A 23,004-nucleotide genomic window follows, 5' to 3' on the forward strand; every position below is an offset into this window, starting at 1 on the left:
CGATCTACAGGCGGAAGGGGCCGAAGTAGTTGACCGTGGAACAACCTCAGGAACTGTAGGGGACCACAGCAGAACAGACTGGTCAACTCACACGCGAGTCCGGCCTCGACGCCGAGCACTACCGGCGTGTCAAAGAGGCAGGCAACGACGGCGGGGAGTGAGTCACGCCCGTGCAAGCGATGCCGGGACGATCTCGCTGGACGAGATGCGATCCCAGACGACGATCGCGGAGGGCAACACGAGCACCGAGCTCAGCCACGCGTAGAAGACACCCAGTGCGAGCAACAGGCCAAACTCCATGATCAGCGGGATCAACGCCACGTAGAGGATGCCGAGCCCACTCACCGTCGTCAGCATGCTCCCGGTGAGCGCGCCACCGGTCCCGCGAACCGTCGTCCCGAGGGCGTCCTGCACGCTTTTCCCGCCCTCGAACTCGTCGACAAAGCGGTGCATGAAGTGGACGGTGTAATCGACGCCGAGCCCGATCGACACCGAGAGGATCGGCGCGTTGATCGGGGAGAGTGGGATATCGAACAGCCGCATCGATCCGGCCAGCAACGCCACGGCAAGCAACACCGGAACGAGATTGAGCACGCCGTAGACGGCGCGGCCTTCGAGCCACCAGTACGAGAGCACCAGAAAGACCATCGTGAGGACGAACGCGACGAGCAGGCTGTTCACCGACGCCTCTGTCGTTTCGTCGATGATCGACTCGAAGATGACGAGCTGGCCGGTCGCCGTCGCATCGAGACGCATATCTTCCGCGAGTGCGCGGGCCGCAGCCACCGCCTCGTCCTGTTCGGCATCGACGTCGACCTGCACGTCGACGATCGCGCCGGTGCGGTCGGTCGTCAGTCGATCCTGCGCACGGTCGCCCGCGGGCGAGTCGAACAGCTCATCGTACACCACGTCGACATCCCGGTCCGGGATCCCGTCACCGGAGGAGTCGTACCGTTCGACGGTTCGGGCGAACTCGGGATCCGCCGCTTCGTGGGACTCGATCACGCCGAGGATCGACTCGGCGTCAGCCTGCCGCCCATCCGCCTCGAAGGCCTCGTCGGGGTCATCGAGCGCGCGATCGATCTCCGTGAGGCCGCGATCCGACCGCAACTCACTGTCGTCAATATAGATCGTCACCGACCCCTCGAACCCCTGCTCGAAGTCCTCTTCGAGATAGGTGAGCACCTGTATGAACGTGTACTCGCCCGGCTGGAGCGGTCCGGGCAGCGACTCGTACTGCTCGATCCGATCCTCGTCGGGGAAGAAGGCCTCCTCGTCGAACTCGGTATCGACGCCGGTCCCGTACGCCGTTGCCCCGACACCGAGTGCCAGCACTGCGACGAGAAAGATCACCGGCGCGACTTTCGAGATCGACACACCGACGGTGAGCACTCGCCCCAGCGCGGAGTCTTCGTTTCCGAGCGGGCTCGTTCCGAACTCGGGGAATCGCGTTCCCTCGCGAAGCGTGTCAAAGCCCACCTTCCCGGCGGGGAGGAAGATCCCGAAGATGAGAAACGTGAAGATGATCCCGGCAGTACCGACGATCCCGAAGTCCCGGGTGACATCGCTGATGAGGTTCGCCATCAGGCTGAACACGGTCGTCAGCGTGACGATCAGGAGCGCAATGAGAAGCTGCTGGGTGGTAATCCGCATCGACTCCGTGATCTGTTTACCAAGCTCCCGTTCCTCCCGATAGCGATTGATGATGTGGATGCCAAAGTCGATCCCGACGGCGAGCAACAGCGCGAAGACGGTGATCAGTTGATCCGAAAAGGGGATGTCGGCGAGCGTCATGAAGCCGAACGTCCAGATAAACGTCAGAACGAGGGAGACGAGCCCCAGCATGAGATCGATCGGATCCCGGTACGCAACCGCCAGGAAGAAGATGATCAGGACGACCGCGGCGGGGAAGACGACGATCGCCGTGTCACCGAGCAGCTGGAGCGTCTCCTCTTCGATGATCGCATCGCCGAAGACGACGACGTTCTCGCCAGTCTCGTAGCCGTCAATATCGTTTGCGATCTCCTGGGTCTGGAACTGAAGGTCGGCCGTATCACTCGTCTCCGCGTTCGGCGGCGTATCGTACGTGATCGCCACCTGCGCCACTGACGCCGATCCCGACTCCGGTTTGAAGTCCGTGCTAACGGGCAGTCCAGCGGTCTCGTCGGCGTCCGCGATCGCCTGCTCGAGCTGGCGCTGTGGCGTGCGCTCGATCGTCCGATACTGCTCTTCGGCTGTCGTCGCCTCGGGATCGATCTGTTCTGCGACAAGCGAGGCCGGACTCGTCGAGGACTCGACGCGCAACCGGTCTTCCGTCTCGATACGATCCTGGAACGTCAACATCCGCAACAGCGATTGTTTCGACAGGACGTTCCGATCATCTTCCACGAACAGCTGTGCGGTTGTCCCCCCGGTGTCCCGTCCCTCGTCCCGGAACTCCTCCTGGATCTCGTCGAAGGCCTCCTGTGCGTCGGACCCCTCGGTGAACTGATCGGCACCGGCCTCTTCTTCGCCATCACTGAGGGCGATCGCTCCCAGGAAGCCGGCGGTAATCACGAGGAACACGAAGACGACTGTCCACGGCCGGGCGGTGATCGCCGTATTCACCCACCGTGTGAGACGATTGTCCTCCTCGGGTCCGTCAGTGGCTGCGTCACTCATTCGCTGGTTGCTCGCCGTCGCCACCACAGTCCAGCGATGCCGATGGCAGCAACGACACCGCCGAGCGGGAACAGCAGACTGAGCAGCCCACCGTCGTCATCGTCTACCCCCTCTTCGACATCGACAGGCAACTGATACGTGTCGGAGATTTCAGTATCACCGCGCTCGGTATCGTACTGGAAATCGAGTTCGACCGGATACGTCTGGACCGTGGCGTCGTCCGCCGCGGCCACATCGAATCGGATCTCGGCGGATTCATCCGGAGCAAGCGAGGGGACGAACGCCTCGTCGTCCTCACTTGCCAGTGGACTATCCGTGTACAGGGCAGCATCGATGTTCGAGAGCGTCTCGGGGCGCTGGTTCGTGATCTCGACGATCAGGTCGGCAGTTTCACCCTGTCGCACTGTCGTCTCGACGCCATCCAGCGAGAACTCGTCGGTTCGGGGATCGACCACGACACGCTGGGAGATCGGGCCATCCTGTGCGGTCGATCGGTCCCCGGAGCCGTATTCGACTGTGAACTGCAATTGGCGCGGTCCTTCATCGGCCTGCCCGCTCACATCGGTCGGATATCTGAACGACGTCGTCTCTCCGGCGTCCAGTTCTGGCAGTGCGTACCGCGTATCCTCGATGAACAGCGACTCGCTCTGGGGCTCGGCGATCAGTACTGCGTCGTCAACGCTCCGTGGCCCCTCGTTCGTAATCTCGCCGGTAACCTCGCCGTCGTAGCCGACCGACAGCGTATCCTCCAGGTTATCGATAGCGAACCGCTGTTCGGCTGCCGGAGCGAGACTGGCCGTTTCGGTCCCGGCCTGTCGTTCGATCCCGGCGTCATCTCGATAGCTGAGGTCGAGCTGGATGGGCTTTGCACCCTCACTCGTCGTCTGCGGGATCTCCACGTCAACCGTCACCGATGCCGAATCGTTCGCGTCGAGATCGCCGAGGAGTTCCTCGGCGGTGCCGCCGTCAACGACGACGCCGCCGCCACCGCTGATCGTTGCCTGCGTCGCGTTTGCGGCCTGGGCACCGACGTTTTCGACAGTGAGTGTTGCTGGGCCATCCCCACCAGGCTGGACATCCGTGTCAACAGCAGAGATAGCAAACCGTGGCTCGTCGGGAACGACGATCGTGAGAGTGAACCGATCACTGTCGGTCCTGTCCCAGCGCGATCCGGTGTTGTCCGACACCTGCCACGTGTAGGCATAGTCGGCTTCGACAGTGATCTCGTACTCACCCGGGTCGAGATCCTCGGGCGCTTCGATGCGCTGTGTCGCGCTGATGCTCTGGCCCTCGGGTAACGAACCCACTGAGGACTGGCCCGACTTCACGTCAAACGGCCCCTCATCAACGACCTCGACGGAGAGGCCACGAGCGGTTGTCACGCGCTCGCTCTGGGTGCCAGTATCAAGTTCGCCCTGATTCTGTAGCTGTATCTCGATGGATTCCTCGGTGCCAGCGTTGAGCTCCGGCTCGGGCAGGAAGGCGTCGAGGTCGGGCTCGCCCCGCGTCAGCTCGCCGGACGACGAACCGAACTCGTCCTCCTGAGCGAGGACGACCGGCACGGTAAGGGCAGCGGCCAGAATGAGAACCAGCGCGGCGACCACGACGACGAGTCGCTGACCCTCTGTCACTGCAACCACCTGCCGATTCGTCGATCAGCGTAACCCGTCGGGTCCGAACCCGCAGTATCGCTCATACCCACCTGTTTGATACCTGAGTCTTAAGCATTGTGATTGAACGTTCAATCACATTGTTTATCGCCCCCGGCATCGAACTGGGAGTATGCAACACCGGGGAGACACCTGCCGAGATGTCGGTTGTGCATCTAGCGAGAGAGAGCCAGCACCGACCCAGAGTAAACGACCGTGACCATGTCTGAAGACCCGTTTGCGGACACGGAAACGACCCAGGAAGAGATCCTTGCGGCAACCTACAGAGCACTGTGTACCGAGGGCTATGCCGATATCACCATCAAATCGATCGGTGAGCAGTTCGAGAAGAGTCCATCACTCATCTACCGCCACTACGAGGGAAAAGACGACCTCGTGCGTAGCTGTCTGGAGTATCTACTGGAGGGCTTCGAGAGTCAACATACCAGTGGAGAATTCGAAAAGCCCAGAGAGGAACTCGATGAGTTCGTCACGTCCATGACTGCAACCGACCTTGACGACGAAGAGCGCCAGTTCATGGCGACACTCGTCGCCCTCCGGGCACGGGGTGTTACCGACGAGGAGTACCGACAGCTGTTCACACGTAGTGATGCGATCCTGAAATCGCATCTCGTGTCGATTATCGAGTCGGGAATCGACACGGGCGAGTTCCAGCAGTGCACTCCCGAAAGCGTCGCCGAAACACTCCTTGCTATTCTCTCGGGGGTCTCGACCAGACAGGCCACATCTATGTCCGATGAGTGGGTCACCGGTGTCCGCTCGGAGGTCAACGAGTACCTGAAACTGCGTGTCTACGCCGAGTGAACTACCCGACCCTACTCAGCCACTGGTGCGGCTTCGTGTCAGTTCTCATTATTGTGTGAGACGACTGTCTCACAAAAATCGTTTCCTGTGTCGAACCGCCTACTGGAGAAGTCAGTACTCGCAAAGATGTACGTGTCTCGTGTACTCAACGGATAGAGATCTCACAGACCGAATTCACTCCAGTACACCGCGCTCCGACAGGTGCGTCCGCACCGCGATCAAAAAGTCCCGATACCGTTCGAGATCACCCAGCGCTTCGTATACTTCCTCGTGATTGATGGCACCACCATAGGTATGAGCGAGTACGTTCCGGAATCGTGCTGCTTCCGCCATCTTTTGGGTCGTCGTCTCATCGATGATATCCGCGTCCCCAAGCACAATCATAGCGGCTGGATTGCTCTTCGGGCGCTCGTCACGTTCGTCAACGGCCAGTGTTTTTGCGATGTCGAGTGCGGCTTCAGTCAACTTGACAAACCGCCGTTCAACGACGTCACGGGTTTCCGGATCGCTCCGGTAATCGGCAGCGGAAAGTGCCTGTTTGTCCGCCAGTACTGCAAGACTCGCTTCCATCGTTTCGACGGCAGTGACGATCCGCTCAATATCGCTCTCCGAGAGGCTCATGCCAGATGGTCCTCGATCGCCGCGAGGGCATCGTCGAACCGTTCAGTAGGCGATCGCTGACGGCCACGGTCCTGGCCAGCGTCGCGGAGCTCCTCACGAAGCTCCCTGGCCGCTTGTTCGGACCCAGCGATGCGATCTCCGTTTTGGAATACTGCACGAACCAGCGTCGGTGACGCCGATCGGAGGTCAACAATATCGATATCATCGGTGCCGAGGGCGAGGGCAAGATCGACACCAAGCGCGAGTCGCGCACGTCGCTGATTGGCCTCGGTTTCCTCGAAGGCCACTGCCACATCGATATCGCTTCCCGTGCTGGCCTCGTTGCGAGCCCGTGAACCGAAGATAAATCCGACTGCCACTGGGTGGTCAGTGAGGACGGACGCAACTGTCTCATAAACCCCCTCGTCATCGACGTCCGTGGTCATCATCTAAAATAAGGTCCCTGTATAGTATAAATCCGCTGCCCGCTTGGTACGCGACGACTTCGTATCGGGTCTCATTCCGGAGACCTGTTTACCGGGCGTCGATTGCGTCCTCGAGCAGCACCCGCGCTTCCTCATACAGCTCCGACGTCGTGACCTCAGTTCGACCCTCCGTAGTCACCCGAACCAGCGGCTGCGTCCCGCTGGCGCGCACGAGAAACCAGCCGTCCTCGCGCTCGACCCGGACGCCGTCGAGCGTCTCCACTGAGTCGTACTCCTCGTATGCACGCGCAGCAACCCGTTCCATGACCTCGCGCTTTGCCTCGACCTCCATGCTCTCTCGGCGAAGCGGGTAGCTCGGCAGCTCAGCGACCAGCGCCGACAGGGGTCCCTCCCGGTCGACCAGCACCGCGAGCTTCGCCGCGGCGAGCGGGCCATCCGGGGCGAGGGTCTCCTCGGGCCAGATCCACGCGCCGCTTGGCTCTCCACCGAAGACCACGTCATCCGCGCGTGCTCGCTCGGCGACGTATACATCACCCACGCGTGTGCGTGTGAGGCTGGCACCGACCTCCGCGAGCGTGTCGTCCACGGCGAGGCTGGTATTCAGCGGCGCAGCGACGACGCCGCCCTCGCCCACTGCGCGGCGACCGAACAGGGCAAGGAGGGCGTCACCGCCGAGGAACTGGCCGGTTTCATCGACCGCCATCATGCGATCACCGTCGCCATCGTGGGCGATCCCAAGGTCGGCATCGGTCGCACCGACCAGCGCCTGCAGTGTCTCACAGGCGTCTTCGGTCGGCTCGCTGGGTCGACTGGGAAAGTGGCCGTCCGGCTCGGCGTTGAGCGTCTCGACCGAACAGCCAAGATCGCGGAGCGCGCCCGCCGTGACCCCACCAGCACCGTTGCCGACGTCGACGACCACCGAGAGCTTCTCGATCGGGGCGACTGCGTCGACGATTGCGGCGTGGTGGCGTGCCGTCGCGTCGTCCCACTTGCTTGCGGTGCCGACGGCGTCCCACGTTGCGGGATCGTACTCGTCAACCTCGACGAGCGTCGCGATACGCTCCCGGCGCTCCTCGTCGAAGGCCATCCCCGAGGGCGTCCAGAGCTTGATCCCGTTGTCCTCGGGCGGGTTGTGCGAGGCTGTGATCATCACGCCCGCGTCCGCGTCACGCCACGCTACCGCTCGCGCGAGGGTCGGGGTGGCGACCATCCCACAGTCGACGATGTCCCCGCCGGACTCGCGGACCGCAGCCGAGAGCGCGTCAGCAAGGAGCGGCCCGGTCGTGCGTGGGTCCCGGCCGAGGACGATCCGCTCTGCGCCCTCAGCCACCAGTGCGCGTCCGATCGAGATGGCGAGGTCGACCGTCACGTCCGTCCCAAACTCCCCTCGAACACCGCTCGTTCCGAACATATGTCATCTGACGTGTCGATCCCTAACAGTCGTTGGCCTTCCACCCACGGAAGCCCGTGTCACGAACCGGAATCCTCGGGAGATTCGGAGTGTTGAACATGGTCTCAGCAACCTTTTTGTGACTCTCGTTGCGAATCAGAGCAGGTGAACAGGGTGACGGCACACGGGACAGACGACGGCCGCAACGAGGGAGCTACGCACGCAGGGACGGTGCCACGGGTAGGTGTCGACGTCGGTGGAACGTTCACCGACGTGGTGCTGGTCACAGAGGACAGAGTATGTACGGCGAAGGTCCCCTCGACCGAACCCCAGCACGAGGGGGTGCTGACCGGGATCAAAAAAGCCTCCAATCGGGCGGGGATCACCCCACGAGAGATCGAATCGTTCGTCCACGCGACGACAGTCCCGGTTAATGCCCTGCTGGAGCGGGCAGGTGCGGAGACTGCTCTCGTGACGACGGCGGGCTTTCGCGACGTACTCGAAATCGGTCGACAGACCCGTCCCGATCTGTACGATCTCGCTGCGGAGAAGACACCGCCGCTGGTGCCCCGGCATCGTCGGTACGAACTCGACGAACGCTCGACCGTTGACGGTGTCGAAGAGCCGATCGATCTCGGGCCGGTCGACGAACTCGCCGAGGCGCTGTCGGACATCGACAGCGTCGCCGTCTCGTTTCTTCACGCGTACCGTCACCCGACGAACGAAGCCAAGGTCGCAGCGACGCTCAGGGATCGGCTGGACGTGCCGGTGTCGGCTTCCAGTGAGGTCCTGCCGACGTTTCGTGAATACGAGCGGACATCGACGACTGTGGTCGACGCCTACCTGCGCCCGGCGATCGACTCGTATCTCGGCGAGCTGGTCGCGGGGGCCACGGAGATCGGCCTTCCGGAACCGCAGGTGATGCAGTCAAACGGCGGGATCGCCGATCCGGACCGGGTCAGGGAGCGCGCCGTTACAACCGTGCTTTCCGGCCCTGCCGCGGGCGTCGTCGGCGCGAGTGCAAGCGCAGACGGCGTGCTCGACACTGCGGGCGTCGAGGGGATCGTCACGTTCGACATGGGCGGGACCTCCAGCGACGTGGGCGTCGTCAGGGAGCGCGGCATCGCGCGGACGACCGACGCGACGGTCGCCGGACAGCCGATCGGAACCCCGATAGTCGACATCGAAACAGTTGGCTCCGGGGGTGGGAGCATCGCCTGGGTCGACGAGGGAGGCGCGCTCCGCGTTGGACCCGAATCCGCCGGTGCGGATCCCGGACCGGTCTGTTACGGCAACGGCGGCGATCGGCCCACCGTCACCGATGCGAACGTCGTGCTCGGTTATATCGGCGCTGGCACGGAGTTCGGCGGCGAAGTTACGTTGGACGAGGCAGCCGCCCGTGAGGCGCTCGCCGATCTGGCCGAGGAAGCAGGTCTTTCGTCGGCCGTCGAGGCCGCCGAGGGGATCTACAGGGTTGCGAACGCGACAATGACCCGGGCGATCCGCTCGGTGACGATCGAGCGCGGCCACGATCCGCGCACGTTCGGCCTCGTCGCGTTCGGGGGGGCCGGGCCGATGCATGCGGCCGCGCTCGCCGAGCAACTCGATATCGACCGCGTAGTGTTCCCGCTGGCTGGCGGGGTACTCTCCGCTTACGGCCTGCTGGCAGCCGACGAGAAACACGATGCAGTGCGGACCCGGCGGGTCGAACTTTCGGACGCGGATCCGGAGACGCTTGCGAGGATCTACGAGGAGCTGATCGCCGAGGTCGAGTCGAACGCCACCGCCGATGCGGCTCCCGAGATCGAGCGGACGGCGGCGCTACGCTACCGCGGTCAGAGCTTCGAGCTGGACGTCGACGTTGACGAGCGGTTCGATCCCGCGACCGTCCGCGAGCGCTTCGTGGCGGCTCACGAACAGGCATATGGCTACGCGATGGACGACCCCGTCGAGCTTGTCACGCTTCGAGTAACCGGGACTGTCGAGAACGAACCGCCCCGGACCCGGTACCGCCCCCAGACTGCAGAGTCGGCGGAACCGAACGAACAGCCGACCACGCGATCGGTCGTTTTCGACGGCGAAGAGCGGACTGCAACCGTTTCCGGCCGAACCGCATTCGAACCGGGAACGACGATCGACGGCCCAGCGATCCTCGAAGGCGAGGAGAGCACAACGGTGATCCCCCCACGCTGGACGGGAGACGTTCGACGGGACGGTGCCATCGTCTGCAAGCGCGGTGATCAGCCATGAGCCTCGATGCGGTAACGCTGGAAGTACTGCGAAATCAGCTCGTTGGGGTCGCCGAGGAGATGGGTGAGGTACTGATTCAGAGCGCGTACTCGCCAAACATCAAGGAGCGTCAGGACTGTTCGACCGCGCTGTTCGATGCCCGCGGTCGGATGGTCGCGCAGGCCGAACACATCCCGGTCCACCTGGGTGCGATGCCCGAGGCGGTCTCGGCCGTCCGTGAGCGCGATCCCGAACCGGGAGAGGCCTACGTGCTGAACGATCCGTTCACCGGTGGGACGCATCTGCCCGACATCACGATCGTCTCACCGCTCGGGCTCGACGGGGATATCCTCGGATACGGCGTCACGCGGGCACACCACGGCGATGTCGGCGGGATGGCTCCGGGGAGCATGCCCGCGGGTGCGATGGAAGTCTACCAGGAGGGAGTACGGCTTCCCCCAACCTGTCTCGTCCGCGACGGTGAGATCCGGGAGGAGCTGCTCTCGCTGATCCTCGCTAACGTCCGGAACCCCGACCAGCGTCGGGCGGATCTGCGCGCCCAGCTCGCCGCGAACGATCGTGCTGACCTCCGCCTTCGCGAACTCGTCGACGAGCACGGCAGAGAGACCGTCGAGACCAGCTTCGACGAGGTGATCGAGTACTCGCGCAAGCGGATCGAGGCCGAAATCGAGGCAATCCCGGACGGCGAGTACGTCGCCGAGGACGTCCTCGAAGGCGACGGTGTCGTCGACGAGGATATTCCGGTCGTCGCGACCGTCTCGATCGACGCCGCGTCGGTGACGGTGGATTTCGAGGGGAGCGCCGACCAGATGCCCGGGAACATGAACGCGCCGCTGGCGGTCGCAAAAAGCGCAGTCTACTTCGTTCTCCGTGCCGTGACCGACCCCGACATCCCACCCAACGCGGGCTGTTACGAGCCTGTCGAGGTATGCGTCCCGGAGAGGTCGATTCTGAACCCGCGCCCGCCCGCCGCAGTCGTCGGTGGCAACGTCGAGACCAGCCAGCGAGTCACCGATGTCGTTCTCTCGGCGTTCGCCGAGGCAGCCCCCAATCGAGTTCCCGCACAGGGGCAGGGGACGATGAACAATCTGATCATCGGGACGCGGGACACCGACGGCTTCACGTACTACGAGACGATCGGCGGCGGCTTCGGCGCACGGCCGGATCGGGACGGTATGGACGGCGTGCAGGTCGGCATGACGAATACGCTGAACACGCCGATCGAGGCCTTGGAGAACGAGTATCCGTTCCAAGTGCTCGAATACTCGCTTCGCAACGGGAGCGGCGGCGATGGCCAGTATCGGGGCGGAATGGGACTCACTCGCTCGCTCCGGCTAGAGGAGGAAGCCACGGTTTCAGTACTGACCGAGCGGCGACGACTCGCTCCGCAAGGGCTCGACGGCGGCGAACCGGGTGCCACCGGCGAGAACCTGATCGACGGCGACCCGATCCCCGCGAAAACCACCGTCGATGTCGACGCCGGATCGACGGTCACGATCAACACACCCGGTGGAGGGGGGTACGGTGATCCCACCGAGCGAGCGACGGAGCTTCGTGAACGAGACAGTATCGACGGACGCGGAGATGTGGACGACAAGTGATTCAACGAGCGACGGAGAGCCGAGCGATTCGCGTCCCTCGTGGCGGCTCGACGAGTGGACCTGAGAAGACGTCGGAGAGTACGTCAAGGATGACCTAGGGAAATCCCGTGAGGGGGCCCCACAATTTTGAGACTGGGAGGAGGTCAGAAGTGTGGGCCGACGATTTCCGTCGGCGTAAACAGTGAGACGTCTGGACGGTCGGCGGCAGTCTTTTCGAGTCCATCGGAAAAGCCAGAGCGACAGAAACAACAGTAGTGATACGAGACATCCCTACCGTCCGGCGGCGTCCACTCCACCTGGTCCGCACTTCGTTCGAGATCTGCCAGATCCCCTTCGTGCATCTCCCGATTCGTATACTTGCACTCGCCAGCCACGATCGTCCCATCGCTTGCAAGTCCGACGACATCGAGTTCATGATGTGTGTGCCACCAGTAGCCAATCCTGTGGTAGGTCTTCGGTACCAACTCGGGGAGAGCGTTCTGACAGATGTGCTCGAAGGCTGCACCCATATAGTCGGTGAACGAGGGCGCAACGATCTCCTCGTACGCCTCAGAGGCCAGTTGTGTAAGCTCTCCTTCCCGTCCATAGACGTACCGAAACCAGAAACGAAACAGCGGCTCAGTCAGTCGATACCGACTCCTCCGCGTTGCGTTCGGGTTTGCGGTTACGGGGATATCACGCTCGACAAGTCGGAGCCGACGGAGTTTCGTGAGGTACGACCCGAGCGCGTTCGAGTCGACCCCAGCGAAGGTCGCAATCTCGTTTGCCGTGCGTTTCCCCATTGCGATAGCCCGGAGGATCGTATAGTACGTCTGCGGTTCGCGGATCCCGAACTCGGTTCGCAAGAGGAACTCCGGTTCGTTGTGCAAGACGCCGTGCTCTGAAAGAATAACTGACTGGATATTCTCGGGGAGGCTCCTGTCCTGAGACAGCGCCTGTAGGTAGTATGGCGTCCCACCGAACACACCCCATGCCTGAAGTGTGGCGTCGGGATCGTCGACAGGGTACAGTTCGCGAGCGTGTTCCAGATCGAGTGGTGGCAGATCGATCGTCGCGGTTCGACGCCCATACAGTGGACTCCCGCCATCCAGAACTTTGTCCTCCATGACCGAAATAGACGATCCCACGAGCACGAGTGTCATTTCGGTCTCTTGCAGATGGAGATCCCAGACGCGCTGGACCTTGGATGGAACTGCTCCATCCGACTCGATCAGATACGGAAATTCGTCAAGAACGACAACGGCGTCCTCACGACCCATCGCTCGCAGCAGGGCTTCCCAGTCCCGTTGGATGTCGTCGACGAGACCAAACGTCTGGCTGGCCGTGTCGACGAAGTTCGATAGCTGGACGTCAGCAGTCTCTTCCGTCGCCTGCCAGTAGACTGCGTCCTCTCGCCCCTGAATTGCGGCACGGACCAACGCGCTCTTGCCGAGTCGTCGACGCCCATAGATGACGATCAACTCCGCGGAATCGCTCTCGAACGACGACTGGAGCGTACCGAGTTCGGTGTCTCGATTCACGAACGCTGGGCTGGCCATGAACTCAGTACCATTCACATCACAATAATACTATTGATTATCTAAATCGCGCTTTTACTAATCGTGCTTTTACTAATCAAGAACCACCGGTAGTTCCGGACGCGGAGCCGATTCGTGGCGTTCGATTTTTGCGGTCTTCCGCGTGTTCTCGTAGAGGGCGCGAGCGACCGCAGACCGGTAGCGAGCAGCGCTTGGCACCGGCTGGATCTGCTCTCAGAGGTGTTGCTCGTGCTCGCGATGGCCAAAATCTGTCTTCGAACCGCTACTCGGCTTCTGCAGTGGCGGCTTTCTCTTCTTTCTCTTGAAGTCGTGTTTCGGCTTCGTCGCGGTCCTCGAGGTATCCCACGTCGATACGCCGAGTGACTGCGTCACTCGAGGTCCCGCTCGTGAACTCGCGAGACCGCCAGCCGTCAAGGCCGATCGCGTCGATCGTCCGGCCGGACTGGATCAGCAGGTCGATCGCCTCGCTGATCTCGTACTCACCCTGACTGGTGAAGTCCAGACCGTTCACCAGCATCCCAGGCACATACCGACTATCACAGGTTTAATTTAACCCGAGAAACCTGATTGTACAGTGACACGGGATTATCGATTTGGACGGCGAACGGTACTGGCTGGAAGCGCGCTCGCACTGGCCGGGTGTGTCGAAGACGAGACCCCTACCGATATCGACGACGAGAACGACGATAGCAATGGGCAGGACGAGAACGGCCAGGAGGAGGACGGCGGAGTCACCGAGGACGACGATGCCAATGGCGAAGAACGGAGCGAGGAGGATGAGGACGAAGACGACGAAGCGGATGCAGAGACCGGCGAGGGCGACCTATCGGTCTGGCACGATTTCAACAGTACTACGGAAACGTCGTTCACACACTGGACCGATGAGTTCGAAGCCGAGACCGGACTGGATATCGCCGTCACTGAGGTCGCGGACCTCGAAGACCGTATCGAGACGGGCGTTCCATCCGGTGAGGCTCCCGAGATGTGGCCGTGGTTGCACGACTGGGTCGACAACCACTGGGACCGTGGCTTCCTTGCGGACGTCTCCGGCGACCTGACGATCGACCTCGATGCGGAGTTCACCGACGCAGCCGTCGAGGCAGTCCAGCCGTCAGGTACCGATGCCGTCGTCGGGCTCCCGTATGCAGGCGAGACGATGACCCTGTTCTATAATCCCGAGCTCATCGACGAGCCGCCGGAGACGTACGATGAGATGCTCACCATTGCCCAGGAGTTCCACAATCCACAGTATGGCGAGTACGGCATCACGCATCCCGTTGATGTCTACTTCATCAGCTGGGCCCTGCAGGCCTTTGGCTCCCGGATCTTCGAGGTCAATGATGCGGGGGAGCCACAGCTCGGACTCGAAGAGGACAGTATGCACGAGGGGATGGCGCTGTTCCGTGAGCTGTATAATTATATGCCACGGGATTTGTTTTACGACCCACAGATATCCGCGTTCGCCAACGGCGACGCACCGCTTCATTTCAACGGCCCCTGGGCGGTGCGGGACTTCAACGACCGGGACACCGAGTTCGCTGTCGCGGAGTTACCCGCCATCGAGGGTGGGTCGGCGACACCGTTCGCCGGGATCGATGTCTGGTACTTCTCGAGTATGATCAACGAAGATGACGATCGGAAGGAGGCGAGCATCGAGTTCGGCGAATGGTTCACGACCACCGATGAGATCGTCGAACACCACGCCGAGGAGTACGGACACGTTCCGGTCACCACAAGTGTCAACGAGAACGAACTGCCCGACGATGTACGCGGGTTCTATCACGCCATGGAACAGGGTGTCCCGATGCCTGCCGACCCCCGAATGAATCAGGTGTGGCAGCCGCTTGAGGATGCCATCAGCAATATTCTCATCGACGATGCCGATATTGCCGATGAGTTCGGAGCGGCTGCAGCGTCGATCAGAGCAGCCTGGGAGTGAGGGGCCCTCACTCGAACACTGCTGCGATGTCGACGTGGTCAACGTATGGCTCGACGAGATACCAGCACAGGCTCACCGAGATCGACGCTGCGTTGATGACAACGTCCGTGAGGGCCATGTGTCGCTCCGGGACGAATCCCTGCGCGAGTTCGATGAACGCGCCGTAGCCGTGGCGAGGACGAAGACGAGCAGTGCCTTGCGTTTTCGTGAGATCGGATAGTCCGTGAGGGGTCCACGATCGAGAGGCCAAGCACGACGTACCCGAGGAAATGTCGCCAGGTGGGGAGGTCTGCGAGCGTTGATTCGACCGACACTGTCGAGCCATCATCAACGACAATTAACTCGATCGGCTCGTACGTCTGGGCGAGCACGCTACGCACCGCTCGGACGAGCATGGTCGGCCTGTCTTTGGTTGGGATGACGACACTGACCAGCGGTGTCGACGGCATCTTCGTCGTAGATTATCGTTTCTGTTTACCCTGATCACGTACACCCACCAGCCCGAACAGAAGGGCCTGTCACACGCCCTGCTCACCGCCGAGGAGCATATCGACGATGACCTCATGCTCATCTTGGGCGATACCATCTTTGAGGCGAATCTCGACGACGTCGTTCACCGTCAGCAGGAGTCCCGCGCGGATGCCGCCTTCCTCGTCGAGGAAGTGCCGTGGGACGAAGCCTCCCGCTACGGCGTCTGTGACATGAACGACTACGGGGAGATCACGGACGTCGTTGAAAAGCCCGATGACCCGCCGTCGAACCTCGTGATGACCGGCTTTTACACGTTCTCACCAGCCATCTTCCACGCGTGCAGGCTCGTCCAGCCGTCCAATCGCGGCGGTCCCGTGAGTGAACGCGAACGGGACCTCGCGAGAGAACGGGACGAACGAAGTGAGTCGAGTGGACTTGCGGCGAGTACGAGATCAGCGAGGTGATCGACCTGCTGATCCAGTCCGGCCGGACGGTCGACGCGATCGGCCTCGACGGGTGGCGGTCCCGCGAGTTCGCGAGCGGGACCTCGAGTGACGCAGTCACTCGGCGTATCGACGTGGGCTATCCCGAGGATGGGGACGAGGCCGAGGAGCGTCTGCAGGCAAAAGAAGAGCGAGCAGCGCTAGCGGAAGCTGAATAGCGGGTTAGAGGATTTCGTTTCGATTTCTCAGACGGAGTGAACGGTCTGTGCAGGCTTCTGTATCCAGTCCTAGCGAACACGATATCGCTTTTTTCAGGACTCGATGTATCTCCACTGGAGTGTGAGAGGACGTTTCGTGTGCTTTCTCTATCGAGCGAACAGATCGTAACCCCAGTTCGGGAACACGGAGAGAGTACATTTCGTGTGCTTTCTCTATCGAGCGGGAAGAGATAGATCGTAGTTGACCAACACAGAGAGAGAGAGAGAGTACATTTCGTGTGCTTTTGACTGCGAGGGCCCATCCTACAGTCTGGTCCCCTCGATCGTTTTGCGCGTCTCGATGACGATCTCGGCGTTGAGGTCCAGTTCGTACTCGTAGTACTGCCCGCCGCTCAGTCCCTCGTTGCGCTCGAACCGCTGAAGGAACCCGAGCATGTGGAGATCCGAGAGGTGGTCCTGAATGCTCTTCAGTGTCGTCAGTGGATCGTCCCCGCATTCGGCCGCGACGTCCTGATAGAGATCATAAATTTCCTTCGAGCGTACAGGTGTCTCGTCGCGCTCTTCGAGATAGGCGATCGTCTCCAGAATGTACTGGCCGTGGATGGTCTGCTCACGGATTCGGTTGTGTAGCCGACCGCGCTGCACTCGTTCTCGTGCCGCTCCGATGTGGTCGTCCGTGACGCAGTCGGCTTCCTCGCGAAGTGCGACCTCCCCGCCGACCCGAAGCAAATCGATCGCCTGCCGAGCGTTCCCCATATCCTGTGCAGCAAGCGCCGCGGCTCGACGTATCGCGGACTGATCACAGGCGTCTTCGGCGAACGCTTGTTCTGCGCGATCCTGCAGGATGGTACCCAGTTCGTTTGCGTTGTACGGACCAAAAGAGATTTCAGTCTCCATCAGCGTGTCCTTCACTTTCGGCGAGAGCGACGTCCGGAACGTGTAGTTGTTGCTGATCCCGATGATACCCACCTGTGCATTGATAATGTGGCCGTTGGCGCGTGCTCGTGGGAGTTCGTAGAGCAACGTGTCGGCGTCGTCGAGGTGGTCGATCTCGTCGAAGACCATCAAGTGGGTCCCGCCGATTCGATCGAGTTGCTCGTAGAGCTCGGTGAAGGCATCGCCAGTTCCGAGCCCTCGCTTTGGAAATTTGCTTGCATTCGCGGGGAGTAGTGTGTTGACGAGCTGTCTAACGACCATGAAGACGGTCTTGCCGTTGCAGTTGATCTCGTGTATGTGCAGTTCGTCAGCTTCGTTCCGGGTTTCAACCTCCGTTTGCAGTGCCTCCAGAATGTAGGTCGTTACCGCCGTCTTTCCGAGACCGGCTTTCCCGTACAACATTACGTTTTCAGGCTCTCTTCCAAACAGGACGTCCTGCAACGCGTAACGATATTCCTCGATCTCATCGTCCCGTTCCAGGATAGTCTCCGGCTGGTAGCTCTCTGTTAGCACTTCCTTGTCCGCAAAAATCGTGTCCATCATCCCGCCGAACGGATTACCCATTTACTAGTGAATATTTGTTAGACTATTTAAAACCTGATGTTGTTAGTTTCGTTTGCTTTTCGTTGCTCTCTTGCTTCTTCGTATCCCGCTGTACAGCGATGGTTTTGTCCGGCAAGATTACAGAAAGCACACGAAACGTACTCTCTCACACCTCGGGGCCAACCACCCCATAGCACACGAAACGTACTCTCTCACACCTCGGGGCCAACCACCCCATAGCACACGAAACGTACTCTTTGGCCCCTCAGATTGGATCCACTATCCGACGAAAAGCACACGAAATGAACTCTGTGATTCTGCTCTCTCACACCCCCGGGGTCAACCACCTCAGAGCATACGAAATGTACTCTCTCACTCAGTTAAGTCGAGCCAGTCGAAGCAGACGAAACGTACTCTCTGGCCTCTCAGATTGGAGCCACTATCCGACAAAAAGCACACGAAATGTACTCTCTCACACCTCCGGAGTCAACCACCCCAGAGCACACGAAACGTACTCTCACTCTCGTAAGTTCCATTGCCGAACGTCGAACGTTTCCGGAAACTAGCCTGTTCCACGAACAAAATGTACGAGTGAGACACTCTACTCGATGAAAGCACTCACGTGAGGTCGATTCCGGAAACCTCCCAGACACACTTTTGTGACCAGACGAAAAACCAGGGTAGCGAACAGAGATGATCCGCGATGCTCGCGTCCTCCGTGCTGGTTTTGTCCCGCGAGAAGTCGAGCATCGCGATGCCGAAGTCAATCACCTCTCTAGCGTGCTCGAACCAATTGCCAACGGCGAACCCGCAGATACCGCCATCGTTACTGGACCCAGTGGAACCGGAAAGACCTGTCTCTCAAAGTTCGTCACCGAACGGCTCCGTGAGGAGGTGCTTGACGTCGAGGGCACCTACGTCAACTGCTGGCGCAACTACACCCGATTTCGGGCGCTGTACCAGATTCTCGATGATCTCGGCAAGACGATCGACATCCATCGCCAGTCGACGCCACACGACGAACTGATCGAACGTCTCCAACAGTACGACGGACCGCGGGCAGTCATCATCCTCGACGAGGTCGACCAGCTCGAAGATCCGGGAGTACTCTACGATCTACACAGCCTCCCGCAGTTCGCGGTCATCTGTATTGCTAACGAGGAAGAACAGTTGTACAGCCGTGTCGACGACCGGCTCGTGAGTCGCCTGCGATCCAGCGAGCACGTCCGTATGGACAAGTACCATAACGACCAGCTCTTCGACATCCTGACCGCCCGTGCGAAATGGGGTCTCGAACCCGATATCATCACCGACGACCAGCTCTATCACATCGCGGATGCGGCCGCTGGCGACGCCCGGCTGGCGATCGGCATGCTTCGTACCGCAGCCAGCACGGCTGCTCGCGAAAATCACGACCGGATCACCGGCGACCTACTCCAGGACGCCGCCGGTGATGCCCGCGCACAGATCAGACAGAAGAGCCTCGACTCGCTGACTCCACACCAGCAGGTCGTCTACGAGATCGTCAACAAGTACGGCCCGGTCGGACCGAGTGAGATCCACGACCGCTATACTGAGGAAGTCGAAGACCCCCGGACGAAACGGACTGTCCGAACATACCTCTCGAAGATGGCCCAGTACAACCTTCTCGAAGCGGAGGGGACGAGCCGGGACCGAGAGTACTCGCTGGTCGAGTCGCCGACGGCATCGCAGTAGTCGGGTTTTTGTGGAACGGAACCGGTTCAAACAATCCCGGAGCCATCAGTAGCAACAGTCATGACCAGAACTGGAGTGACCCTGCTCGATGACTGATCGAGCCGTGACGCTTCCGGAACCGTTCCCAGAAGTCGCCCCGATCGGTGGAAATCAATGGAGGGCCAGCAGTCCCTCCCGGACAGCAACCGTTTCCTGAAACGTGGAAGTGCCACACCGCGGCTTATCCACCCTGTCGGCATCTAGTAACATATGCTCGAAGACGCACGACCAGCATCGGAGTCATTGCGGGCCAACCGACCGACCAGAAGTGCGGACGAGAATCGCGATCTCGTCGATCGCGCCGATCCAGCGACCGAGAACCAGCTACTCCCGTCTCTCGACGATGGCATCACGCTGCTCGACGTCGAGGGGAGTCGGGGCGTCCCGATCCTCCAGTCACTCGTACTCGACCATCTCCTCCTACACGATGGCCCTGCCTTCTGGGTCGATGCAAACGGACACGCGACGACCACGACGCTCGCCCGGATCGCGCCCAGCCAACGGTTGCTCGACCGAATTCGGGTGGCACGTGGATTCACCGCCTACCAGCACTACGGCGCTGTCTGTGATCTCACGACAGCGGTGAACCGGTCAAGCAAGACATCCACGGCCGATATCGGGGCGGTCGGTCGAGAGACACCAATTCGCGACGAAAACACGTCGCCGCACACCCCAGCTCTCATCGTCGCCCCGGCCGTCGATGCGCAGTACCGCGCCGACGATACGCTCTGTAAGACACATGCCGAGACCCTGCAGGCCCGGACGCTCGCCCAGCTATCGACCTACGCCGATGGGTACGACGTTCCAGTGCTCGTCACCCGGAGTGAGCGTAATGACTTCACCGCAGCAGTCCCAACGGCTGCAGACCATCACATAGAGTGTGAACAGACACGAATGGGTCCACGGCTCCTCGGCGAGGATTTCGAGACGCTCGTCTATCCCGTTGACGACGGCGCGTACTATCAGACAACGTTCGCATACTGGCGAGAAGTACTCACAGCTCGCGCTACCCAGGTCGGGATGGACCCGACGACATCGTCGCCCTCGACTGCAACTCGGGATGGCGTCGGGACGGGCATCACAGCTGCTGGGGAGAGGGCGTCGACTACTACTGATCCACTGCTCGATGCATGGACGGCAACTGGCACTGGAGGCCGATAAGATGGGCCGGACGAACCCAACCTATCGGGATGCGTTGCGAGCGATCGAGGAGCGGTGGGCGGACTTTCGACGAGCACTCCGGCGTCGTGACCAACCCCACTTTGACCAGTTGTTCGAGTACGCCCGCGAGCATGCGGATGCGAGCGGCCTGTTAAACCATCAGAACCCACTCCTGCCCGCGCTACTCAGCATTGATCTCGAACAGGAAGAACGCCTCGACGACCACGAAGCGCGCCTCGATGAACTGGAAGCCGCGCTCGAAACAGCGGACGATCAGCGGGAGTTAGTCGATGCTGACCGCATGGAGACCGACCAATGAGTTCCCTCTCGACCGTCGCGTTCGACATCGAGACGACCGGCTTCACGGTCGGTGACCGGCTGACAGTCGTGGGATTCGATGCTGAGATCGGCTCGCACGTGTTCCTCAACACCGACGGGAAAGCACCCTCCGAAGGGCTCGAAGAGAAAATTAACAACCCGGTGACGACGCCCGTGGTGCTCTCGATACACGATAGCGAGGACGCTCTCCTACACGCCGTCACTGAGTTCATTGAGTCGACGCTCGCTGACCGAGATATCAAGCTCGTCGCGTACAACGGCGAGACGTGGAACGGTGGGTTCGATCTGCCGTTTCTCCGTACACGGCTCAACCACCACGACCTCGGGTGGCCGTTTGAGGACATCCCGTATATCGAGGCGATGGACGTGTTCCAGTCCCGCTTCAATACCACCGAGAACTCGCTTGTTGCAGTCTACGAGGAACTGATCGGCGGGGACGTAGGAGACGTCGATCCGTTCAAGGACAGCGCGTCTGCCGTAGATGCGTGGGAGCGCGGTGAGTTTGAAGCCGTCGTGTTGCACAACGTTGCCGACATTCGTCGGACACGGGCACTGATGGATCTGGCAGAGCGCTATTGCTCAAAATCGGATTTCTCCATGAAGTCGCTCGATCCAGTGGCCAACGACCAACGGTGAACGGACGAAAGAAATCGCGTCATCAATATTTCACCATCGCCACAAAACAATACCCCGCTCACTCACCCAAGCCTAGGACGACTCTGAAAGAAGCGTCTCCAATTCGGACAGGCTAAAGAGCGACCAGTTGTCGTCAAGTGCTTCGGCTACGCCGTCGGCGAACCCAGCCTTCGAGAACAGGGCAAATTCCTGGTCGCGCTGGTCTGGCCCCCAGCGAACTCTGTCAGCTTTGTCGCGCAACTTCGCAGCGACCGAGTAGCCGATGGGATCAGTTGTCCACTTACATTCTGCGAGCAGTATCCGGTCATCGTTTGGCGCAAGGCCGACGATATCGATCTCGTCTTCGCCGTACCACCATCGACCGACTTCGGAGTACGGCCCGAGTTCGTCGCTTCGAATTGCTTCCCAGACCGCTTCTTGACAGACATCCTCGAACGTCGTTGCGACATGGTCGGGAAGTGCCGGTTCGATTGTCCCCTCATACACGACTGATGGAGCTTCCTCGATACTCGACCGGTTGGGTTCGACAAAACGGAACCAGAATCGCAGGAACTCATCTGCAACCTGATATCGGGAGCGTTTGGATTGTTTTGCCGACGCAGTTACTGGGACTTCCCGATCGATGAGACGCAGTCGTCGAAGGGTCTGCAAGTACTTCGACAATGGGCCAGAACCGATGCCAGTCGCGCCAGCGATTTCGTTCGGGGTTGTGTGCCCGGTCGCGACTGCCTCAAGGATACTCATATATCGAGCCGGGGTTCGTAGCTCGGTGCGTAGTAGAAACTCGGGCTCGTTGTAGAGGACAGCTGTTGGTGAGAGGATCTCAGTTTGGATGTTTTCAGCGAGTGATCGGGCGTAGTCAAAGAGCTGTATATACATCGGAGTCCCACCCGTGATCGCGTACGACCGTATCGCGTCGTCGAGATCGTACGTGAGGAGCTCGCAAGCCTCTCGAAAGGAGAACGGTTTGAGATCTATCTGCCCTGTTCGGCGGCCGTAGAGCGGGCTCTCGTGGCCAAGAATCTCCGACTCCATTGTACTGATGCTGGAGCCACACAGCACGACCATTGATTCGGTGTTCTGGAGCTGTTGGTCGACGAACGACTGGACGTACGAGAGGAGCGAATCGTTCTCTTCGACCAGATACGGGAACTCATCGATGACGACGACGAGTTGCTCTAACGCGAGCTTCTCACCGAGGTACTCGAATGCCTCATCCCATCCATCAACGCGGGGGATTCGGTCGTTACAATACGTAGCAATTTGTTCAACGAACTTCTCACGTTGTCGGTGTTCGGCTTCTTGTGATGCGAGAAAGTAGATATGTGGCTGATCGGAACAGAACTCTTTGAGGAGTTCCGTCTTCCCAACACGGCGGCGACCATAGACGACGAAAAACTCGTGGCCCGGCGATTCGAACGCTGTTTCGAGGGCGTCGAGTTCCTCGTGCCGATCGTGGAAGGTCATTCTCTAGATAATGATTACTGCGATAATGACTTATGTCTTTCCCGCGTTGCTGCACAACACCTGGAAGCGACTGGTTGATTCCGGAAATCACAGTGGAAACACAAGAGCCGGTCGTGGAGGCCCAAATCGACTACAA

16 protein-coding genes and 3 pseudogenes are annotated in these 23,004 nt (G+C 60.6%); 9 read left to right on the forward strand and 10 right to left on the reverse strand.

Going from position 1 to position 23,004, the window contains the following annotated elements; translation table 11 throughout:
- Positions 1-162: 162 nt before the first annotated feature.
- Positions 163-2,661, reverse strand: a complete 2,499-nt coding sequence (locus AArcSt11_RS07385) for an efflux RND transporter permease subunit (protein WP_250595939.1) — start codon at positions 2,659-2,661, stop codon at positions 163-165.
- On the reverse strand, positions 2,658-4,292 hold the full coding sequence (locus AArcSt11_RS07390; protein WP_250595940.1) for a COG1361 S-layer family protein: 1,635 nt from the start codon (positions 4,290-4,292) through the stop codon (positions 2,658-2,660). Before AArcSt11_RS07390 ends, AArcSt11_RS07385 begins: the two co-directional genes overlap by 4 nt.
- Before the next feature lie 240 nt (positions 4,293-4,532).
- Between AArcSt11_RS07390 and AArcSt11_RS07395 the strand changes: the two genes are divergently transcribed.
- On the forward strand, positions 4,533-5,135 hold the full coding sequence (locus AArcSt11_RS07395) for a TetR/AcrR family transcriptional regulator (protein ID WP_250595942.1): 603 nt from the start codon (positions 4,533-4,535) through the stop codon (positions 5,133-5,135).
- A 174-nt stretch (positions 5,136-5,309) separates the two neighbouring features.
- Here AArcSt11_RS07395 and hepT read toward each other — a convergent pair whose 3' ends face one another.
- The 3 genes from hepT to glmM all read right to left on the reverse strand — a co-directional run bounded on the left by hepT (position 5,310) and on the right by glmM (position 7,592).
- Positions 5,310-5,756 carry a type VII toxin-antitoxin system HepT family RNase toxin gene (hepT, locus tag AArcSt11_RS07400; protein WP_250595944.1) on the reverse strand — a complete coding sequence of 149 codons (447 nt, stop codon included), beginning with the start codon at positions 5,754-5,756 and terminating at the stop codon, positions 5,310-5,312.
- Positions 5,753-6,184, reverse strand: a complete 432-nt coding sequence (gene mntA, locus AArcSt11_RS07405) for a type VII toxin-antitoxin system MntA family adenylyltransferase antitoxin (protein WP_250595945.1) — start codon at positions 6,182-6,184, stop codon at positions 5,753-5,755. The genes hepT and mntA overlap by 4 nt, the downstream gene beginning before the upstream one ends.
- Positions 6,185-6,269: 85 nt before the next feature.
- Positions 6,270-7,592, reverse strand: a complete 1,323-nt coding sequence (glmM, locus tag AArcSt11_RS07410; protein ID WP_250595947.1) for a phosphoglucosamine mutase — start codon at positions 7,590-7,592, stop codon at positions 6,270-6,272.
- 153 nt (positions 7,593-7,745) lie between these two features.
- On the opposite strand from glmM, the gene AArcSt11_RS07415 reads away from it, so the two are divergent.
- Both AArcSt11_RS07415 and AArcSt11_RS07420 read left to right on the forward strand, forming a co-directional pair.
- Positions 7,746-9,821, forward strand: coding sequence for a hydantoinase/oxoprolinase family protein (locus AArcSt11_RS07415; RefSeq protein WP_434803496.1), 2,076 nt, complete (start codon positions 7,746-7,748; stop codon positions 9,819-9,821).
- Positions 9,818-11,422, forward strand: coding sequence for a hydantoinase B/oxoprolinase family protein (locus tag AArcSt11_RS07420; RefSeq protein WP_250595948.1), 1,605 nt, complete (start codon positions 9,818-9,820; stop codon positions 11,420-11,422). Before AArcSt11_RS07415 ends, AArcSt11_RS07420 begins: the two co-directional genes overlap by 4 nt.
- Positions 11,423-11,565: 143 nt before the next feature.
- On the opposite strand, the gene AArcSt11_RS07425 is transcribed toward AArcSt11_RS07420, so the two are convergent.
- Together AArcSt11_RS07425 and AArcSt11_RS07430 are read right to left on the reverse strand one after the other, a co-directional pair.
- A complete protein-coding gene (locus tag AArcSt11_RS07425) occupies positions 11,566-12,960 on the reverse strand; it encodes an ATP-binding protein (RefSeq protein ID WP_250595949.1) in 1,395 nt (464 codons plus the stop codon).
- 262 nt (positions 12,961-13,222) lie between these two features.
- Positions 13,223-13,453 (reverse strand): annotated as a pseudogene (locus AArcSt11_RS07430) (hypothetical protein); the annotation flags it as partial.
- Positions 13,454-13,534: 81 nt separating this feature from the next.
- Here AArcSt11_RS07430 and AArcSt11_RS07435 point away from each other — a divergent pair.
- Positions 13,535-14,899 carry an extracellular solute-binding protein gene (locus AArcSt11_RS07435; RefSeq protein WP_250595950.1) on the forward strand — a complete coding sequence of 455 codons (1,365 nt, stop codon included), beginning with the start codon at positions 13,535-13,537 and terminating at the stop codon, positions 14,897-14,899.
- A gap of 305 nt (positions 14,900-15,204) precedes the next feature.
- Here AArcSt11_RS07435 and AArcSt11_RS16940 read toward each other — a convergent pair.
- A pseudogene (locus tag AArcSt11_RS16940) lies at positions 15,205-15,348 on the reverse strand (glycosyltransferase family 2 protein); the annotation flags it as partial.
- 33 nt (positions 15,349-15,381) lie between these two features.
- Here AArcSt11_RS16940 and AArcSt11_RS07445 point away from each other — a divergent pair.
- A pseudogene (locus AArcSt11_RS07445) lies at positions 15,382-16,031 on the forward strand (sugar phosphate nucleotidyltransferase); the annotation flags it as partial.
- A gap of 303 nt (positions 16,032-16,334) precedes the next feature.
- Here the strand turns inward: AArcSt11_RS07445 and AArcSt11_RS07450 are convergent.
- Positions 16,335-17,531, reverse strand: coding sequence for an orc1/cdc6 family replication initiation protein (locus AArcSt11_RS07450; protein ID WP_250595951.1), 1,197 nt, complete (start codon positions 17,529-17,531; stop codon positions 16,335-16,337).
- 672 nt (positions 17,532-18,203) lie between these two features.
- Here AArcSt11_RS07450 and AArcSt11_RS07455 point away from each other — a divergent pair.
- The 4 genes from AArcSt11_RS07455 (at position 18,204) to AArcSt11_RS07470 (ending at position 21,401) form a co-directional block, all read left to right on the forward strand.
- A complete protein-coding gene (locus AArcSt11_RS07455; RefSeq protein WP_250595952.1) occupies positions 18,204-19,226 on the forward strand; it encodes a Cdc6/Cdc18 family protein in 1,023 nt (340 codons plus the stop codon).
- 249 nt (positions 19,227-19,475) lie between these two features.
- Positions 19,476-20,426, forward strand: a complete 951-nt coding sequence (locus AArcSt11_RS07460; protein ID WP_250595953.1) for a hypothetical protein — start codon at positions 19,476-19,478, stop codon at positions 20,424-20,426.
- A gap of 1 nt (position 20,427) precedes the next feature.
- Positions 20,428-20,745, forward strand: a complete 318-nt coding sequence (locus AArcSt11_RS07465) for a DUF8156 family protein (RefSeq protein WP_250595954.1) — start codon at positions 20,428-20,430, stop codon at positions 20,743-20,745.
- Positions 20,742-21,401, forward strand: coding sequence for a 3'-5' exonuclease family protein (locus AArcSt11_RS07470; RefSeq protein WP_250595955.1), 660 nt, complete (start codon positions 20,742-20,744; stop codon positions 21,399-21,401). Before AArcSt11_RS07465 ends, AArcSt11_RS07470 begins: the two co-directional genes overlap by 4 nt.
- Before the next feature lie 72 nt (positions 21,402-21,473).
- On the opposite strand, the gene AArcSt11_RS07475 is transcribed toward AArcSt11_RS07470, so the two are convergent.
- Positions 21,474-22,868: an ATP-binding protein gene (locus AArcSt11_RS07475; RefSeq protein WP_250595957.1), complete on the reverse strand. Its 1,395-nt coding sequence runs from the start codon at positions 22,866-22,868 to the stop codon at positions 21,474-21,476.
- Between the last annotated feature and the right edge of the window lie 136 nt (positions 22,869-23,004).

Source organism: Natranaeroarchaeum aerophilus, from assembly GCF_023638055.1.
GTDB classification, from domain to species: domain Archaea; phylum Halobacteriota; class Halobacteria; order Halobacteriales; family Natronoarchaeaceae; genus Natranaeroarchaeum; species Natranaeroarchaeum aerophilum.

What these genes read in the sequence shown, in the direction of transcription:
- AArcSt11_RS07385 (WP_250595939.1), bottom strand. Translation starts at nt 2,661, where the DNA reads ATGAGTGACGCAGCCACTGACGGACCCGAGGAGGACAATCGTCTCACA.
- AArcSt11_RS07395 (WP_250595942.1), top strand. Translation starts at nt 4,533, where the DNA reads ATGTCTGAAGACCCGTTTGCGGACACGGAAACGACCCAGGAAGAGATC.
- hepT (WP_250595944.1), bottom strand. Translation starts at nt 5,756, where the DNA reads ATGAGCCTCTCGGAGAGCGATATTGAGCGGATCGTCACTGCCGTCGAA.
- mntA (WP_250595945.1), bottom strand. Translation starts at nt 6,184, where the DNA reads ATGATGACCACGGACGTCGATGACGAGGGGGTTTATGAGACAGTTGCG.
- glmM (WP_250595947.1), bottom strand. Translation starts at nt 7,592, where the DNA reads ATGTTCGGAACGAGCGGTGTTCGAGGGGAGTTTGGGACGGACGTGACG.
- AArcSt11_RS07420 (WP_250595948.1), top strand. Translation starts at nt 9,818, where the DNA reads ATGAGCCTCGATGCGGTAACGCTGGAAGTACTGCGAAATCAGCTCGTT.
- AArcSt11_RS07425 (WP_250595949.1), bottom strand. Translation starts at nt 12,960, where the DNA reads ATGGCCAGCCCAGCGTTCGTGAATCGAGACACCGAACTCGGTACGCTC.
- AArcSt11_RS07450 (WP_250595951.1), bottom strand. Translation starts at nt 17,531, where the DNA reads ATGGGTAATCCGTTCGGCGGGATGATGGACACGATTTTTGCGGACAAG.
- AArcSt11_RS07455 (WP_250595952.1), top strand. Translation starts at nt 18,204, where the DNA reads ATGATCCGCGATGCTCGCGTCCTCCGTGCTGGTTTTGTCCCGCGAGAA.
- AArcSt11_RS07460 (WP_250595953.1), top strand. Translation starts at nt 19,476, where the DNA reads ATGCTCGAAGACGCACGACCAGCATCGGAGTCATTGCGGGCCAACCGA.
- AArcSt11_RS07465 (WP_250595954.1), top strand. Translation starts at nt 20,428, where the DNA reads ATGGGCCGGACGAACCCAACCTATCGGGATGCGTTGCGAGCGATCGAG.
- AArcSt11_RS07470 (WP_250595955.1), top strand. Translation starts at nt 20,742, where the DNA reads ATGAGTTCCCTCTCGACCGTCGCGTTCGACATCGAGACGACCGGCTTC.
- AArcSt11_RS07475 (WP_250595957.1), bottom strand. Translation starts at nt 22,868, where the DNA reads ATGACCTTCCACGATCGGCACGAGGAACTCGACGCCCTCGAAACAGCG.